We start from the raw sequence: 17,556 nt of genomic DNA, 5'->3' as shown, positions 1-17,556 counted from the left end.
GATGAAACATCGGTTTGGATCGCGACGTATCAGGAGGACAATGAACGCGCAGGCCACGCCGTGAGGCCGGGAGACGAGACAAGATGGAATCCGTTGCCAGAAGCCAATCCGCCACCGGACCGGACGCTCCCGTGTCGAGCGACAGCACACTGATCTACCGGCAGTCGCGCTGGACGCGGCTGACGCACTGGATCTGGGCGATCTCGCTGTTCTTCATGCTGCTTTCCGGCCTGCAGATATTCAACGCCCGGCCGCAGCTCTACATCGGCAAGCAATCCGGCTTCGGCTACAACAACACCATCTTCGAAATTGGCGCGGTGAACACCGATACCGGTCCGCGCGGCTACACCGAAATCTTCGGGCACCGCTTCGACACGACGGGCGTGCTCGGTTGGTCAGGTCCGCCAGGCAACGAAACGGCGCGCGGCTTCCCATCCTGGGCGACCATCCCGTCCTATTATGATCTCGGCACCGCCCGCGTCATCCATTTCTTCTTTGCCTGGATCCTGACGACGACCTTGCTCGTCTGGCTGGTCGCCAGCCTGGTCAACGGCCATATCAGGCGCGACCTCGCCCCGCGCCTTGACGACCTCAGGCGCCTGCCGCGCGACATCGTCGACCACGCCAAGCTGAAATTCCACCACACGCGCGAATACAACACGCTGCAGAAGATGGCTTATGGCGGCGTGCTGTTCGTGCTGTTGCCGCTGATGATCATCACCGGCCTTGCCATGTCGCCCAGCATGAATTCGGTGCTGCCGTTCCTCAACGAGCTGCTCGGCGGCCGGCAGACGGCACGCACCATCCATTTCACCGTCATGCTGCTGCTCGTCGGCTTCTTCATCATCCACATCCTGATGATCCTGGCCGCCGGCCCGATCAACGAACTGCGCTCGATCATCACCGGCTGGTATCGCACCGACCCTCCCGCGCATGACGACAAGACGACCGAGAGGAGTGCCTGACATGGCGAAGTTTGAGATCAGCCCCAATTTTCAGATCAGTCGAAGGAAATTCCTGACCGCCGCCAGCCTCGGCGCCTCCGGCATCATGCTGTCGGGCTGCGACGCCTTCGACAGCCAGTTAAGCATCGGCAGCGGCCTGCGCGGTTTCCTCGAAAACGCCAATGGCCTGACCTATCGCGCGCAACGCCTGCTTGCCGGCCGCGATGCATTGGCGCCGGAATTCACAGAAGCCGATATCCGCCAGCCGCAGCGGCCGAATGGCGTCACCGCCCCCGACGATGACACCTACAAGGGTCTGCTCGCGAACAATTTCGCCGACTGGCGGCTGGAAGTCTCGGGCCTCGTGGAAAAGCCGCTATCGCTCAGCCGCGAGCAACTTCAGAACATGCCGAGCCGCACCCAGATCACCCGCCACGACTGCGTCGAAGGCTGGAGCTGCATCGCCAAATGGACCGGCACCCCGCTGTCGCTGGTGCTCGACCAGGCGGTGGTCAAGCCGCAGGCGCGCTATGTCATGTTCCATTGCCTCGACACGATCGACCGCAGCCTGTCCGGCGATATCAAATATTACGGCACGATCGACCTGATCGACGCCCGCCACCCGCAGACGATCCTGGCCTACGGCCTGAACGGCAAACCGTTGCCGGTCGAGAACGGCGCGCCGTTGCGTGTCCGTGTCGAGCGCCAGCTCGGCTACAAGATGCCGAAATATCTCTACAAGATCGAACTGGTCGACAGCTTCGCCAATGTCGGCGGCGGCCGCGGCGGCTATTGGGAAGACAATGGCTATGACTGGTATGGCGGGATTTGATGACCGCTCGCATAAAGGCCGAGCACGATTTGTCGCCGATAGAGTTGAGTTCGCTCGAGGAACGTCTCCACAGCGACAACCGACGTGCGACAGACTGCGCCGATGACCGTGGCTTGGCTTTCGTTACTCGCGACGGTGCAGGAAACGCAGTCGGTGTTGCTGCCGGGTACTCTTGGGCGAGCACGTCCGAGCTGACATTGATGTGGATTGACGAGGCCTATCGAGGCCGCGGCTATGCAAGGCAGTTGCTCAGCGCTTTTGTCGCCGAGGCAGCCGAGCGCGGCGTCACGAGAATTTGGGTCTCCAGCCACGACTTCCAGGCACCGGGCCTCTACGAGAAGGCTGGCTTCCAACGCATTGCCGAACTCGCGGAATGGCCCGAAGGCCATTCCAACATCATCCTCTGTAAAACGATAGCAGCGGACGGCGCGCTTTAGGCAACCTTGTCGAGCAGCGGCCTCAACGCGGGATGGATCTCCGGCGAGGCATGCTTGATGAGCATCAGTAGCGCGCGCTCGTTTTCGTAGAGAGGCCGGTTCGCCCCGATATGCTCGACAAGCCATTTGGCTTCGCCGGCATCGATCGTCTCGGCGTGGCGGGCCAGCGCCTCGGCCGCCCTGTTCTTGGCCTCCCATTCGGCCTCGATGTCATCCGGGGACCGATAGGCCTCGATGATGCCAGCAAGACCACCGGAAACCATGCGGCTGAAGAAATCGCCGATTTGCGGATCGGCGTGTTCGAGGAAGTTTTCCTGGCGCAGCGCCACGTCGCGGGTCGGCGCTTCATAGCCGGCCGAGCACATCACGAAATTGGCGATCGCCTTGACGAAGAGGTCGTTCCAGGACGGATCGTTCTTGGCCTGCGCGGTCTGTTCGTTGATCTTGAACAGCACCTCGGCCTCGCCCTGGGTGATGGCGATGTTGCCGTCACCGCCATGGGCGTGGAGGATGCGGCGCAGCAGCTCGACTTCAGCCTTGGCGATCAGTCCGGGCACCAGCGCGCCACCCAGCATCAGCGGCCCCTTGCCGTCGATAACGGCGTGGGCAACCTGTTCCAGTGCATAGACGCAAAGCTTGCCAGGCGAGGATCTCGCCTCTTCCAGCACATGGACCAGCAATTCGAGTTCGGTGCGGCTGTCGACCATGCCGTCGCGCGAGATGGTGCGGACCAGCCAGTCGGCATTGTCCTGCGAAATGTAGCCCAACGGCTTTTCCTGATGGACGATGTAGTCGGTCACCGCCTCGACGAAGAAGGGCGCCCACTCCGCGCACTTGTCCCGCGCCGTCTGGTCGAGCGCGAACAGCGCCTCGGCCTCGCCTCGGGTCACCACGCCATCGGCGAACACGTCGCAGCGCAGCATCACCACATCTTCCGAGGCAATGCGATTCTTCGAGGTCAGCCCCGCCATCGGCGCGCTCATGATCAATTCGCCCATTGTCGTCCCCGTCCGCCCCGAGCGTTACATCGGCCTGCTATATCAGGAGTGTCTTGAAAAACCGGCAAACGGCGTGGTTAGCGAAGACTTGCCGGCGCGGCGCGCTTTAGGTGTGTTGAGATTCAGGTCAGGCCGAGTCGAAAATGGCTGATACCGAGAACCGGAGCGGAGCGTACTTTTCGTACGTGAGCACAGTTCTATTGCGACGCAATAGAACGGGGAAGCGCAGGTATCAGCCATTTGCAGGCCGGCATCACCTGAATATCAACGCACCTTTGATGTCGCTGGGAGGTGACAAGGTGTCGCCGACAGGCTATGGATGGCGCGTCGAGGGCTCAGTTCTGAGTCCTACCTGTTTGCGGGAGAGAGCAGCGAGAGCTGCCGCCGAAGGGGAAATCGCCCGAAATCTCTCAGGCAAAAGAACCGTAGACGGGAAAGACACTCTGGAAAGTCGGGGCTTGCCCCCGCGCCGAAGGTGTAAGCGCCGCTGACAGAGTTCCGGCTGCGCGAGTCTCTCAGGCTTCAGACAGAGGGGCACGGACTGGTCGCCATTCGCGGCCGATTGCGTGCGACTCTGGAGACGACATGACGGGCGACGACTCAAAACACCTTCCCCTCGAAGATATTCACACAGCCGCCGGTGCGCGCTTCGGTGCCTTTGCCGGCTGGTCGATGCCGCTGACCTATCCGGCCGGTGTCATGAAGGAACATCTTCACACCCGCGAACACGCGGGTCTCTTCGACATCTCGCACATGAAACTGTTCGAGGTCAGCGGGCCGCAGGCGGTTGCGCTGCTCAACCGCGCTTGTCCCCTGGATGCCGGCGCGCTCGACATCTCGCAGTCGAAACTTTCCTTCTTCCTCAATGAGGCCGGCGGCATTCTCGACGACCTGATCGTCACCAGGCTCGGCGACACCAGGTACATGGTGGTCGCCAATGCCGGCAATGCGGTAGCGGACGAAAAGCATCTGCGTGAGCTGACCGCTGATTTCGATGTGAAGGTCGAGCCGCTCGATCGGGTCTTCCTGGCGATCCAGGGACCCGAGGCCTGGGCCGTGCTGTCCCGCGCCGGCGTCGAGACCGGCACGCTGCTGTTCATGCACGGCGTCGAGCCCCGGAAAGACTGGTTCATGAGCCGGTCGGGCTATACCGGCGAGGACGGTTTCGAGATCGGGCTGCCTGAGGCTGATGCGCGCGCCCTAGTCACGAAGCTGCTGGAAGATGAACGCGTGTTATGGATCGGCCTTGCCGCGCGCGACAGCTTGCGGCTGGAGGCCGGGCTCTGCCTGCATGGCCAGGACATCACGCCGGAGACCGATCCGGCCGCGGCCGCGCTGATGTGGGCGATCCCCAAGGACATCCGGGCTTCCGGGGCTTTCATCGGCGCCGATGCCTTGCGCGCCGCCGTAGAGCGTGGCCTGGCGCAAAAACGCGTTGGCCTGAAGCCGGAGGGCCGCCAGCCGGTGCGTGCTGGTGCAGCTCTGTTCGACGCCGACGGCAATGCGGCAGGTCATGTGACATCGGGCGGCTTCGGCCCTTCGGCCGGTCATCCCGTCGCCATGGGCTACGTCCCGTCCGCTTTGGCCAAGCCCGGCACAAAACTGTTCGCCGATGTTCGCGGGACAAAAATCCCGATCGAAATCAACCCCTTGCCTTTCACTCCTCATCGCTACCGCAAAGGATAATCCCGATGGCAACGACCTATTTCACCGCCGATCACGAATGGCTCCGCGTCGAAGGCGGCATCGCCACCGTCGGCATCACCGATTACGCGCAGGAGCAGCTCGGCGACCTCGTCTTCGTGGAACTGCCGGAGACCGGAAAGAAGCTTGCCAAGGGCGATACAGCCGTCGTGGTCGAATCCGTCAAGGCGGCCTCGGACGTCTACGCGCCGGTCGACGGCGAGATCACCGAGGCCAACGGCACGCTGTCGTCCGACCCGTCGCTGGTCAACTCGGCCGCAACCGGCGCCGGCTGGCTGTGGAAGATGAAGCTTGCCGACGAAAGCCAGCTCGCCGGCCTCATGGATGAGGCCGCCTACAAAGCCCATATCGCCTGAAATCAGGATGTATTGACATGACCGCAGCACCCCATCCTTTCTCGGCCCGCCATATCGGTCCTGATGTAAGCGACGTCCGAGCCATGCTTGCCGTGATCGGCGTTCCCTCCGTCGAGACGCTGATCAGCCAGGCCGTGCCGCAGTCGATTCGCCTCGACCTGCCGCTGACCTTGCCGGCGCCAGCCAGCGAGGCCGAGGCATTGGCCGAATTGTCGGCTACGATGGCGAAGAACACGGTGCTGAAGAGCTTCATCGGCGCCGGCTATCACGGTGTCCATGTGCCGCCGGTCATCCAGCGCAATCTGTTCGAGAATCCGGCCTGGTACACGGCCTATACGCCCTATCAGGCCGAGATCAGCCAGGGCCGTCTGGAAATGCTGTTCAATTTCCAGACGCTGGTCACCGAATTGACCGGCCTGCCGGTGGCATCTGCCTCGCTGCTCGACGAGGCAACCGCTGTCGCCGAAGCGGTCGGCATTGCGCTTCGCCACCACCGCGACAAGCGCACCAAGGTGGCGTTCGCCGGCACGCCGCATCCGCAGACCCTGGATGTCGTGCGCACCCGCGCCGAACCGCTCGGCATCGAGATCGACGGCGAGGCGATCGACGACAACACGGCTGCGTTGCTCGTTTCCTGGCCCGACACGTTTGGCGTCTATGGCGACCACAAGGCAGCGATCGACAAGGCACGCGCCACCGGCGCTCTGGTCGTCTTCATCGCCGACCCGCTTGGCCTGACGCTGACAGACGCGGCGGCGAAGCTCGGCGCCGACATTGCGGTGGGCCCGATGCAGCGCTTTGGCGTTCCGATGGGCTTTGGTGGCCCGCACGCCGCCTATTGCGCCGTCTCCGACAGACTGACCCGACTGATGCCCGGCCGCCTGGTCGGCCAGTCGACAGACAGCAAGGGCCGGCCCGGCTACCGCCTGGCCTTGCAGACGCGCGAGCAGCACATCCGCCGCGACAAGGCGACCTCCAACATCTGCACCGCGCAGGCGCTGCTCGCCAACATGGCGACGGCCTACGCCATCTGGCACGGCCCCGCCGGCCTGCAGGCGATTGCCGGGCGCATCCACGCGCTGGCCAACCGTCTGGCAGGCGGCCTCCAGGCGGCAGGCGTGTCGGTGCTCGGTGCCAGCCGTTTCGACACGGTGACGGTGGAGGTAAAAGGCAAGGCCGCTGAAATCGCTGAAGCCGCCGAAAAGACCGGCCGGCTGCTGCGCGTCCTCGATGCCGACCATGTCGGCATCGCCTTCGACGAGACCTCGACGGATGCCGATCTCGACGCGATCGCTTCCCTGTTCGGCGCCAAGGCCGCCCCCTCGGCCGACCGCACCGTTCCCGGCAAGCCGCGTGGAAAAGAGTTTCTGACGCAACCGGTCTTCAACGAGAACAAGTCGGAAACCGACATGATGCGCCTGCTGCGCCGGCTGGCCGACAAGGATCTGGCGCTCGACCGCTCCATGATCCCGCTGGGCTCCTGCACGATGAAGCTCAACGCGGCGGCCGAAATGATGCCGGTGAGCTGGCCAAGCATCGCCAATCTGCATCCCTTCGCGCCGGCCAGCCATTCGGCCGGCTATCGCGCCATGATCGGCGAACTGGAGGGCTGGCTGTCGGAGATCACCGGCTTCGACGCGGTCAGCCTGCAGCCCAATGCCGGCAGCCAGGGCGAATATGCCGGCCTGCTCGCCATTCGTGCCTATCACCGCTCGCGCGGCGAAGGCCATCGCACCGTCTGCCTCATCCCCTCCTCCGCGCATGGCACCAATCCGGCAAGTGCGGCGATGGCTGGTATGAGCGTTGTCGTCGTGCGCTGCCTGGAAGACGGCAACATCGACATGGACGATATGCGGGCAAAGGCCAACGAGCATTCCAAGAATCTCGCCGCGCTGATGTTCACCTATCCCTCGACGCACGGCGTCTATGAAGAAGGCGCCCGCCATCTCTGTGCGCTCATTCACGAGCATGGCGGCCAGGTCTATTTCGACGGCGCCAACCTCAACGCGCTGGTCGCGCTCGCCCGGCCCGCCGACATCGGCGCCGATGTCTGCCATATGAACCTGCACAAGACCTTCTGCATCCCGCATGGCGGCGGCGGCCCCGGCATCGGCCCGATCGGCGTCAGGGCGCACCTGAAACCCTATCTGCCGGGCCATGTTACCGAGGGCTCGGCGCATGCCGTGTCGGCGGCACCGTTCGGCAGCGCCTCCATCCTGCCCATCACCTGGATGTATATCCGCATGATGGGCGCCGCCGGCCTGAAGCAGGCGACGGAGACCGCCATCATCTCGGCCAACTACGTGGCGACGCGGCTCGCGCCGCACTTCCCGCTGCTCTACAAGGGCCGGCACGATCGCATCGCGCATGAATGCATCCTCGACACCCGCGTGCTCAAGGAGAGCGCCGGCATCAGCGTCGACGACATCGCCAAGCGCCTGATCGACTACGGTTTTCATGCGCCCACCATGTCGTTCCCGGTCGCTGGCACGCTGATGGTCGAGCCGACGGAATCCGAGCCGAAGCGCGAACTCGACCGTTTCTGCGAGGCGATGATCGCCATTGCGGGCGAAGCGGCGAAAGTGGCGAAGGGTGAATGGCCTTTGGCCGATAACCCGCTGGTCAACGCACCGCACACCGCGGCGGAAACGCTGGCCGGTCAGTGGAACCACCCCTACTCGCGCCTGGAAGCAGCCTATCCCGCCGGCGATGCCGACACGGCAGCCAAATACTGGCCACCGGTGTCGCGCATCGACAATGTCGCCGGCGACCGCAACCTCGTCTGCTCCTGCCCGCCGCTGTCTGATTATCTGGGAGCGGCGGAATAACTACGCTGAGCGCAAGGCCGGCTCGATCGGTTCGGCCTTGCCCATCCTTTTGCGGCTGATGACGCAATTTCGGCCGGCGCGCTTGGCCGCGTAGAGTGCTGCGTCCGCCTCGGCCAGCACCTCGTCGAGGCTGCAGCCGTCGGCGCCGCCAAAGCCGATGCCGCCGCTGACCGTGCTGCGCAACGGACCGTGCGGGGTGGCAACGACTTCGGTGCCAAAGGCAACGCCGATCTTGCTGGCGAGATCATAGGCGCGCTCTTCCGTCATCCGCGACATGACGATGGCGAACTCCTCGCCGCCGAGGCGAAAGGCGTCGACACCGGTCCTGGCATATTTCCGGATGACGGCGGCGAAGCGGCACAGGACCTGGTCCCCGACCGGGTGACCGTAGACGTCGTTGGTTCTCTTGAAATGATCGAGGTCGAACATGACGACCGCCATGAACGGGCCGAACGGCCGCTCGCCGTGGAGCGACATCAACCCGCGACGGTTCATCAGCCCGGTCAATGGATCGGTCATGGTCTCGGCCTTCAGCTCGATCTGCGCCTGCAGATGGTGAAGCGAGAGCGTCAAGGCGCCGAGGCCGGTCATGCAGGCCACCGCAACGACGGAATTCAGACGTTCGGCCCAGTTGTCCGGCGCCGCCCCGAGCGTCCACTGCCCCTTGGCCACCAGAACCGCGCCGCAAAGCGCAAACGACACCGCGCAGGTGCCGCTCAGGAACGAGACCACCAGCAGGATACGGCGATCGTGACTGCCATTGACCCAGAACATAGCTCCGATCGTCGACAAGAGCACGGTGACCGTCGCGTAGGTGACGATGAAGCCGACACCGTCAAGCCCGAGGAAGGTCACGGCCGCGCAGATCGCCATGGCGACAAGTGTCGGCAAGACCGCACGCCTGTAGTCCGGCACGCCGAGATACTGCATGGCCGAAAGGCAGATGATCAGGAAGCCCAGGCTGAGCAGCGCCAGCGCTATCTGGCAAAGCAGCGGATCAGGCCCTTTGGTGTAGCGCCAGAACAGGATCACATGCGCGACAAGCACGAGGATGCCGCACGCCACCGTCAGCACGAAACGCGCCCGCGGCGCGGTGAGCCAGATGGCAAACATGGTGACGGCCAGGCAGGTGCCCGACAGCGCGGCCGCGAGCAGGAGCGAACTGAAATCCAGCATATCGGGCGGGGGCCTCTCGAGCGTCGGCGGTTACGCCGCATTCTAGGTCAGCGGCTGCCCTCGGACATGGTTTTCAGCCGATCTTTCGACCCAAGCTGCGGTTACGGTTTACAAAGCGTCGACACCGCCTGTCTGGAAATCGCGCCCTTAGCCGGCGCGAGGATCAAGCGCGCGTCAGCCTTTGTTCAGCAGTGCGAGATTGGCGTTGACGACCGTCGGGTCGGCCATGCCGGCCTTCGCCTCGAGCAGCAGCGCCCTGGCCTTCTTCTTGTTGCCGCGCAACAGTTGCGAATAGCCCATATTGTTGACGATCTGCGGCTTGCGGCCGGCGACCTTCAGGAGCTGGCCGTAGGCGCGGTCGGCAAAATCGAAGCGGCCGAGCTCGTCATAGGAGGCGGCGAGCCCCATCCAGGCCTCCGCATTGTCGGCCTTCAGCTCGACGGCCTTGCGGAAATGCTGTTCGGCGAGACCATAATTGGCGTCGCGAAACTGCGCCTTGCCTTCCGCCAGATCAGAGGTGTCGACGGTCTTTGCCGCCGGCTGAATGGCCGTGGTCTTTGTCGTGTCGACGTTGTTGTTCGTCGTGCACCCGGTAATCATCATGACGGCCGCCATCGTGGCCACCGCCGCAAATTTTGTCTGACGCATGCCCTGCCCCGTCGCCCGATTTGTCGGGTCGTTCTTCAGCAAAGACACTACAGCAGAGCGGTTAAGCTTCGGTGCCGAAATGCAGCGAAGATTTCGTTTCAGGAATACCGGCCATTAACCATCAGGCCCCAACGCCTCAAGCGGACGCGGGGGGGGGCGCTCACGGCGGGTCCATTGCCTTGAGCGCGGCCGGAACCGGATAGCGGCTGCCGTCATAGCGCAGCCGGTAGGTCCGGCTCACCGACTTACCGGGGTGGGACTGGCACTCGCCATCCTTGTCAGGAGCCGGCTCGTCGGTATCCTTCCGCTCGACCGCGATGATGTCATGGTAGCCGCGATGGACCGTCGGGCTCATCGCCAGGCTGACCTTGCTCGAATGAAAGGATCCCGCGCAATTGGTGTCGCCTTCACCGCCAAAGCCGGCCACGACGAGGCCGTCGAGCACCATGTGCAGCGCGTTGCCGGCGACGGCGTAGAGCCGCAGGTCGGTTTCGTTGAAGGGATTGGGCTGCGAATGATTGGCCATGTCGATGCGCAGGCCGAAGGCGGTGACACCGGGCGCCAGCCCATAGCGGGCGGTATCGAATTCGATGCCGCGGATGGCGACGGCATCGTCGTTCATCAGCCTGGGCTGGAGCAGGCGCTGGCGTGGCTGCAGGGTCTTCCTGTCGACGACCAGAAGCTCGATATCGCCAACATGCTGGCCGTCGACGGATTGGACGCTGTCGATCAGCGGCACCGCGACCAGCAACAGATCGTCATGGGCGGGCCAGATCTTGCAGACCAGGCCGGGCGTAAGGTCCTGCGGGTCCGCGAGCGCAATGCTGGTATGGGGCTCGAGCGTGAACGAGCGGCCGTCGGCGCTTTTCTGAACCTTGGGATAAGCCTGCCGCAACAGCGCGGCGGCATCGCCGCAATCGTCGGCCACGGCTTGGGCGGGCCACAGGCTGGCGGCTGCGAGAGCGAGGGCAAGAAACAGTATTCGCATGGAGTTTCTCATGTCGCAGGGCCGCGTTCAGGCAGGAGGACGGTCGTCGGCCCCCGCCCAGCATTTGTCGACTCGCGTTTGCTGACTTTGCAAATGCCGATGTTCCGCTACCTGAACCGCTTTATCCAGTGTTCGCTGTTCCCCTCACCTGGTAAGCCAGGGAAACGGAGCCATCGGGGAATACAAATAGCGCACTGTCACCATAATTAGACGCATGATTACGATCTCTTATCAAGATTTTTTTTATTATATCCAGAAGTAACAATACATATGACGCAGATAGCCAAAGACACGGCCTCGGTTCCCCATATAATGTAAAGAAGTTCTTTTTGTTTTTCAGTTAAGTAAAAGTATATTCCCTTTATACGATAAGGTATAATATTTCCACTCACTGGAGTCGGCTCTCTTGGAAGAGATATGTAGTCATTTTCAACGATTCCATTGTAATAAAACGCTGAAAAGAACACCATAAAGGTCGGCACAATGAGAACTCTGGCCAATTTCTGATACACAGCCGATCCTTAGTAATTGAGTCCGTTCCGGGAAAGCACTGCTGTTTCAGTTCGGCCGGCGGTGAATGACCCGCCGAGCGCTGCACCGACCGTAGCGCCACCTCCGAAAATTGGTTGTCCGTTCGAGGCAGCCCTTCCCTGAAAGAAGTCAGCAGAACCACCCACGCCAACGCCACCATGAAGGCTATAGTTCGTGAAAAAGCCGGAGAGGTCCTCGACCGTCGGTGCGTTGGAATACTGGACGCTCAAGCCGCCGTCAGCAGCGAGACCGATAGTCCCTCCGCCGCCACCATAGGTGTACAAACCAACATTACCTTGACCGTCTATCGCCACTCCAGCACCGAGCATGCCTGTAAAACCTAGAAAAGCGCCGCTGGTGGCATAACCAACCTGTAGTGTGCACAGACCTCTCGTGTCGATGCCGTTCAACGGATCACCGTTAGCATAGTTGTACAAGTTTATGACGTCGAACTTGGTTTCCCCAAGGGGGTCACGTGACAGCCAACGCCCGGAAGTAGGATCATATGCACGATATTCCGTCAGATATAGCCCCGCTTCCGCATCGTTGAGCATACCCGCGTAGCCAAAGTCTGTGAGCGGCGCGGGAATTACGGTGACAGTGCACTTTAATCCTCTTCGCCCCGCATGACTCACGGCATGGCCGCTTCTGAACATCAATGAAACTGGCCGTTCGTCATTTTGACGATGATCGGAATGACCGCGATCATCAGCACCACCGGCAGGATGCACACGGTCACCGGTATCGACATCTTGGCCGGCAGGGCGTGCGCTTTTTCTTCGGCCAGCGACATGCGGCAGGCACCCTATCACATATGTCTTCAAGTTGCCTTTGCCGCTCCTTCAACCGCATGGGCCAAACTGGACCAGTATCCGTAAACCTCATCCAAGCGCTTGGGTATCTGCTTACCGGAGGCAATGCCATAACAGTAGGTCACAAGAATTCTTACAGGGTTCAGGCTTGCCCTTCCGAACCCAACCAGAACAACTTGGCCAAAATCGGCGAATTTCTTGTTCTTGAGCGGCTGATCCCACTTGAGATGCGGGTATTGGCTTCTAAGAGCCTCGCCAAAATACATCCCTGCATCCATCGCAAGGGAAAACGTCCTATTTGTAAGCTCTTCTGCGGGAACGCCAAAGTCGAAAGCTGCACTTCCTTTGATCCGGTCGATCTCTTCGGCCGTACGCGCTCTCGTTTCCACCTGATGGGAGAGCCATTGCCCCAAGGCCTCAATGGAGGCTCGGCTATGATCTGGTTTCCAAGTTCTAAAATTCGGGTCTGAGTTTACCGCGCCTTGCAGCTCAACCAGCCTGGGCGGCATGGATTCAAAAAACCATCTTCGATAGTCCCTCAAGTCATCGGCCGACATGTCTCGAAACTTCAGGGTAAAGGGCGGCTGCATGATCGAATAGCTCATATTAGTGGAATACCGTCCCTATGCCATTTTGTCCAAGAAACGACGAATTACAGTGACAGTGCACTTTAATCGCTCTTCATGCCCTGCAGCTGAATATCAGTGAAACTGGCCGTTCGTCATTTTGACGATGATCGGAATGACCGCGATCATCAGGACCACCGGCAGGATGCACACCGTCACCGGTATCGACATCTTGGCCGGCAGGGCGTGCGCCTTTTCTTCGGCCAGCGACATGCGTTTGTGGCGCATTTCGTCGGAGAAGACGCGCAGCGCGCCCGACAGGCTGGTGCCGAGTTCCTTCGACTGCTGCAACAGCGTGGCAAAGGAGCGGACCTCGTCCAGGCTGAGGCGCTCGGCGAGCGCCTTCAGCGCATCGTCGAGGCTGCGCCCGGCCCGCAGTTCCAGCGACACCAGTTGCAGGTTCTGGCTGAGTGCCGGATAGGTCTTGGCGAGTTCCTTCGAAACACGCTCGATGCCGGCCTCCATGCTCATGCCGGCATCGGAGCAGACGATCATCAGGTCCATGAAGTCGGGAAAGCCGTTGCGGTATTCGCGCATCTTCTCCCGCACCTTCTGGGTCAGCACCAGACCAGGCAGGAAATAGCCGGCCACGCCCGACAGGATGACGAACGCCCAGCGGCTGGCCATCGTCGCCTCGGCGCTGGCCATCCACTGGTTGAGGACAAAGGCGCCGAGCGCGGCGCCGACCAGCGCCGAGAAGCGGATGATGAAGAAGGTGCCGACGGCGCGCGGCTCCATATAGCCGGCCTGGATCAGCTTCATGCGCAACCGGGCGACATTTTCCGGATCGCTCTTGGCGTAGAATTCCTGCGCCCGCTTGACCGCCTTCTCGCGCACGACGCCGGTGTTCTTCTTCTGCAGCGGCTCGGGCTTCGCGGCCACCGGACCTTGGTCGACCTTGAGCCGGCGCTTCACCTCGTTGCGGTCGCCCTTCGCCATGACCATCGGCCAGGCAACCGCGACACTGCCGAGCGCCAGAAGCAGGATGGCCACCGGTATCAAGGAGGTCGGTGCAAGCGAGGCGAGGAACTCGATGAAGCCCTGCATGTCAGAACCTGAAATTCGACATTTTGAACATCATCAGGTTGCCCAGCATCAGCCAGGCGACCGACCCGCCGATCAGATACCAGGTTTTAGGCTCGCCCCAGACATCGCGGTAGAAGCCCGGCATCAGCGCCATGATGGCGGCAAACAGCAGCGCCGGTATCGCCGTCAGGATGTAGGCCGACATGCGGCCCTCGGTCGAGATGGCGCGCACCTTGCGGCGCAGCTTGCCGCGCTCGCGGATCGTCAACGCCAGGCCGTCGAGGATCTCGCGCAGATTGCCGCCCGAACTGGACTGGATCGAGACGGCGGTGATGAACAGCGGCAGATCCTCATGGCCGACCCTGTCGAACAGCGAATTCAATGCCGAGACCAGATCGGAACCATAGGTCACCTCATCAGCGATGACGCCGAACTCAGTGCCGATCGGATCGGGCATTTCGCGCGACACCATGGCGACGGCCACCGGCACAGGGTGACCGGCCTTGAGGCCGCGCGTGATCAGCTCCAGTGCCTCGGGCAGTTGCATGCCGAAACGCTTGAGCCGGCGCTTGCGCTTGAAGCGCATCACCATCACCGGCAATAGCGGCAAGAGCACGACGAACAGCAGAAGCCCCATCAGCAGCGGCAAGCCATGCCAGATGGCGACCAGGCTTATGGCCATCGCCACGCCCGAGGTGATCATCAGGAATTTCGACAGCGGCATGATCATGCCCGACTGCGTGCGCAGCGCCCGGAACCGGTCCGGCGAGAACAGCGAGGTGCCGGCGTCGAGGCCGCGCTCCTTGCGCAGCTGGATCAGCACCTGCTCTTGGCTGATCTTGTTTTCCTGCAGCTTCATGCGCCGGTTGATGGCCGTGCGTTTGTCGCTGCGGCCGGCATAGAGGAGATAACAGGCCTCGGCGATCATGATGCCGGTGAGCGCTGCTCCGGCATAGACGACATAGATCGCGCTCAGCCCGTCGAACACCTGGCTTACTCCTGCGGCCGGCCGGGTTCGAAATACCGCCCGGGAAACTCGATGCCCATGGCGCGCATATCCTCAAGGAAGCGCGGCCGGATGCCGGTCGCCTCGAAATGGCCGAGAATGCCACCGTCGGCATCCATGCCGGTGCGCACGAAGCGGAAGATCTCCTGCGTCTGGATGACGTCGCCTTCCATGCCGGTCACCTCGGCGACGCTTGTCACCTTGCGCTTGCCGTCGGAAAGCCGGGTCAGCTGGACGATGATGTCGATGGCGCTGGCGATCTGGCTGCGGATCGACTGCACCGTCATCGGCATGCCGGTCATGCCCAGCATCTGTTCGAGGCGTGAAATGGCATCGCGTGGCGTGTTGGCGTGGATGGTCGCCATCGACCCCTCATGGCCGGTGTTCATTGCCTGCAGCATGTCGAAAGCCTCCTCGCCGCGGCACTCGCCGAGGATGACGCGGTCGGGGCGCATGCGCAGCGCGTTCTTGACGAGATCGCGTTGCTTCAACTCGCCATGGCCCTCGATGTTGGCGGGGCGCGTCTCCATGCGCGCGACATGCGGCTGCTGCAGCTGAAGTTCGGCCGCGTCCTCGATGGTGATCAGCCGCTCGTCTTCGGGAATGAAGGCCGACAGCGCGTTGAGCATCGTCGTCTTGCCGGTGCCGGTGCCGCCCGAAATGATCGTCGTCTTGCGGGCGTGCACCGCCGCCGCCAGCACTTCGGCCATGTTCTGGGTGATGGCGCCGAATTCGACCAGCTTGTGCAGGCCGAGCTTGTTCTTGGAGAATTTGCGGATCGATACCAGCGGCCCGTCGACGCCAACCGGGCGAATGGCGGCGTTGAAGCGCGAGCCATCCAGCATGCGGGCGTCGACCATCGGCTGCGATTCGTCGACGCGGCGGCCGACCGCTGCGACGATCTTGTTAATGATTCTAAGCAGATGCGCCTCGTCCTTGAACGGGATATGGACCTGCTGCAGCTTGCCTTTCTTTTCGATGAAGCAGTTCTGGTGGCCGTTGATCAGGATGTCGTTGATGTCGGGGTCCTTGAGCAGTGGCTCGAGCGGACCGAGGCCAACCATCTCGTCGACGATATCGTCGACCAGCGCTTCGAGTTCGACGGTGTTGATCGCCATCCGCTCCTGGCGGGTTTTTTCCGAAACGAAATCATGCACCTGCCGGCGCATCTCCTCCTTGGGCAAACGCTCCAGCGCCACGAGGTTGATTTCTTCGAGCAGCATCCGGTGAATGCGCACGCGTGCATCGAGCACCTTGTTGGCACTCTTTGCCGGCGCAACGTCAGGCTTTGCCGGCGAGGCCTTCCGGTTGGTCGGGATGACGACCGCGTGATGTGCCACCGGCGTTGTATCAGCCGGACGTAGCGGGCGCGCGTCGCGGTTCTGCAGGGTGGAAAAACGGCTGGTCATCCGGCCTTCCTCCTCAAGAAGCCCTTGCCGAGACCGAACAGCGACTTCGACTTGGCGCCAGTCGCGGCCGCCTCCTCCGGAAGGATGATCTTCTTCAAATCGTTGACGACATTGGCGTTGGGGTCGATCTCGTGCAGCGGCACGCCGCGATCGACCGCCTCGCGCACCAGCCGGTAGTTGTTGGAGATGCCGCCGACGAAATGCTCGCCAAGGATTTCCTGGACATCCGCCTGCTTGATGCCGTTGTCGAACATCTTCTGCTCGAACCGGTTGACGATGACGTTCGGCTTCACTTCCTTGCCGGCGGTCTCGTAGACCGCCTGGATCAGCCTTTGCGTGTGGCGCAGGCACGGCACCGTCATCTCGGCGACGATATAGAGCTTGTTGGAGCCAAGCAGCACGGTCTCCGTCCACGGAAACCAGGTGCGCGGCATGTCGATGACGACATTGTCGAAATAGGCCGAGACGAGGTCCAGCATGCGCACCACGACATCGGTCTTGAACGAGCGCATCTCCGCGGGATGCGTCGGTGCCGCCAGCACGCACAGTCCGCTGGCATGCTTGGACAGCATCACGTCGAGCAGTTGCCGGTCGAGGCGTTCGGGCTGGTTCTCGATCTCGGTGATGTCGAAACGCGGCTCGAGGTCGAGATATTCGGCGCAGGCGCCCTGCTGGAAATTGAGGTCGACCACGCAGGTCGAGGCGCCGCGCGTCACCGAATGATGCAGCTGGAACGCGGTCTGCAGCGCAAGTGTCGTGGTGCCGACGCCGCCGGCGGCCGGCATGAAGGTGTAGATCTGCGACTCGGTGTTTTCCTCACGCCCCGGCCCTTGCAGGGCCCGCACCACCGAGCGCACCAGATCGGCCGTGGTGATCGGCTTGACCAGGAAGTCCGCGACCTTGAGCTGCACCAGGACGCGCACGGCGGCGGCGTTGAATTCCTGAGTGACCACGACCACCGGCGCCTTGCCCTCCAGCCGGCGCATGATGCGCTGCAGCGACTCGACCTCCTCCAGCCTCGCCGCGTCCATGTCGACGATGATGGCGCCGAAGTCGGTCTCCTGGATCTCGCCGCGCAATTCGGTGACATTCTTGTCCACCGTCGAGAGCTGGATGATCTCGGAGGCGGCGAATGCGGTCCGCGTGTCCTGCACGAAGGTCCTATCCGTCGATACGAGCAGGATCTTTCGGGTCTTGATGCCGTTTGCCATTTTTGTCAGCCTGTGAGCTCGATC

The 17,556-nt window shown here is 62.3% G+C and carries 17 protein-coding genes and 1 riboswitch; of the genes, 6 read left to right on the top strand and 11 right to left on the bottom strand.

Annotation, left to right across the window (positions count from 1 at the left end; all coding sequences use genetic code 11):
* Positions 1-83 precede the first annotated feature (83 nt).
* From AC04SF_RS31850 to AC04SF_RS31840, 3 genes are read left to right on the top strand one after another with little or no spacing between them, the layout of a single operon-like run.
* A complete protein-coding gene (locus tag AC04SF_RS31850; RefSeq protein ID WP_488481016.1) occupies positions 84-965 on the top strand; it encodes a cytochrome b/b6 domain-containing protein in 882 nt (293 codons plus the stop codon).
* A gap of 1 nt (position 966) precedes the next feature.
* Positions 967-1,776: a molybdopterin-binding protein gene (locus AC04SF_RS31845; protein WP_096446556.1), complete on the top strand. Its 810-nt coding sequence runs from the start codon at positions 967-969 to the stop codon at positions 1,774-1,776.
* Positions 1,776-2,213, top strand: coding sequence for a GNAT family N-acetyltransferase (locus AC04SF_RS31840; RefSeq protein ID WP_488481015.1), 438 nt, complete (start codon positions 1,776-1,778; stop codon positions 2,211-2,213). Before AC04SF_RS31845 ends, AC04SF_RS31840 begins: the two co-directional genes overlap by 1 nt.
* On the opposite strand, the gene AC04SF_RS31835 is transcribed toward AC04SF_RS31840, so the two are convergent.
* Positions 2,210-3,211 carry a hypothetical protein gene (locus AC04SF_RS31835; RefSeq protein WP_488481014.1) on the bottom strand — a complete coding sequence of 334 codons (1,002 nt, stop codon included), beginning with the start codon at positions 3,209-3,211 and terminating at the stop codon, positions 2,210-2,212. The genes AC04SF_RS31840 and AC04SF_RS31835 overlap by 4 nt on opposite strands.
* A 349-nt stretch (positions 3,212-3,560) precedes the next feature.
* A riboswitch (glycine riboswitch) is annotated at positions 3,561-3,647 on the top strand.
* A 149-nt stretch (positions 3,648-3,796) separates the two neighbouring features.
* On the opposite strand from AC04SF_RS31835, the gene gcvT reads away from it, so the two are divergent.
* From gcvT to gcvP, 3 genes are read left to right on the top strand one after another with little or no spacing between them, the layout of a single operon-like run.
* The gene (gene gcvT, locus AC04SF_RS31830; protein ID WP_488481013.1) at positions 3,797-4,897 is read left to right on the top strand and encodes a glycine cleavage system aminomethyltransferase GcvT; all 1,101 of its coding nucleotides are present in this window, start codon (positions 3,797-3,799) and stop codon (positions 4,895-4,897) included.
* Between the two features lie 5 nt (positions 4,898-4,902).
* Entirely contained in the window at positions 4,903-5,271 is a 369-nt protein-coding gene (gene gcvH / locus AC04SF_RS31825) for a glycine cleavage system protein GcvH (RefSeq protein ID WP_096446562.1), read from the top strand.
* 17 nt (positions 5,272-5,288) lie between these two features.
* Positions 5,289-8,099, top strand: coding sequence for an aminomethyl-transferring glycine dehydrogenase (gene gcvP, locus AC04SF_RS31820; protein ID WP_488481012.1), 2,811 nt, complete (start codon positions 5,289-5,291; stop codon positions 8,097-8,099).
* On the opposite strand, the gene AC04SF_RS31815 is transcribed toward gcvP, so the two are convergent.
* From AC04SF_RS31815 to AC04SF_RS31770, 10 genes are all read right to left on the bottom strand, one after another.
* Positions 8,100-9,275 (bottom strand): GGDEF domain-containing protein, encoded by a 1,176-nt coding sequence (locus tag AC04SF_RS31815; protein ID WP_488481011.1) that lies wholly within the window; start codon positions 9,273-9,275, stop codon positions 8,100-8,102.
* 174 nt (positions 9,276-9,449) lie between these two features.
* Entirely contained in the window at positions 9,450-9,923 is a 474-nt protein-coding gene (locus AC04SF_RS31810; protein ID WP_488481010.1) for a hypothetical protein, read from the bottom strand.
* 160 nt (positions 9,924-10,083) lie between these two features.
* A complete protein-coding gene (locus tag AC04SF_RS31805; protein ID WP_488481009.1) occupies positions 10,084-10,911 on the bottom strand; it encodes a PA3715 family protein in 828 nt (275 codons plus the stop codon).
* Between the two features lie 521 nt (positions 10,912-11,432).
* Complete coding sequence (locus AC04SF_RS31800) at positions 11,433-12,098, bottom strand: RHS repeat-associated core domain-containing protein (RefSeq protein ID WP_488481046.1); 666 nt, start codon at positions 12,096-12,098, stop codon at positions 11,433-11,435.
* Positions 12,098-12,235 carry a hypothetical protein gene (locus AC04SF_RS31795; protein WP_488481008.1) on the bottom strand — a complete coding sequence of 46 codons (138 nt, stop codon included), beginning with the start codon at positions 12,233-12,235 and terminating at the stop codon, positions 12,098-12,100. The genes AC04SF_RS31800 and AC04SF_RS31795 overlap by 1 nt, the downstream gene beginning before the upstream one ends.
* 27 nt (positions 12,236-12,262) lie before the next feature.
* Positions 12,263-12,859: a hypothetical protein gene (locus AC04SF_RS31790; RefSeq protein ID WP_488481007.1), complete on the bottom strand. Its 597-nt coding sequence runs from the start codon at positions 12,857-12,859 to the stop codon at positions 12,263-12,265.
* A gap of 96 nt (positions 12,860-12,955) precedes the next feature.
* Entirely contained in the window at positions 12,956-13,927 is a 972-nt protein-coding gene (locus AC04SF_RS31785; RefSeq protein WP_488481006.1) for a type II secretion system F family protein, read from the bottom strand.
* Position 13,928: 1 nt separating this feature from the next.
* A complete protein-coding gene (locus AC04SF_RS31780; RefSeq protein WP_488481005.1) occupies positions 13,929-14,894 on the bottom strand; it encodes a type II secretion system F family protein in 966 nt (321 codons plus the stop codon).
* A 5-nt stretch (positions 14,895-14,899) separates the two neighbouring features.
* Positions 14,900-16,321, bottom strand: coding sequence for a TadA family conjugal transfer-associated ATPase (locus tag AC04SF_RS31775; protein ID WP_096446574.1), 1,422 nt, complete (start codon positions 16,319-16,321; stop codon positions 14,900-14,902).
* Positions 16,318-17,532, bottom strand: coding sequence for a CpaE/TadZ family protein (locus AC04SF_RS31770; RefSeq protein ID WP_488481004.1), 1,215 nt, complete (start codon positions 17,530-17,532; stop codon positions 16,318-16,320). Before AC04SF_RS31770 ends, AC04SF_RS31775 begins: the two co-directional genes overlap by 4 nt.
* Positions 17,533-17,556: the final 24 nt, after the last annotated feature.

The organism is Mesorhizobium sp. CNPSo 4671 (genome assembly GCF_057784245.1).
This window is presented reverse-complemented; position numbering and strand designations above follow the sequence as displayed.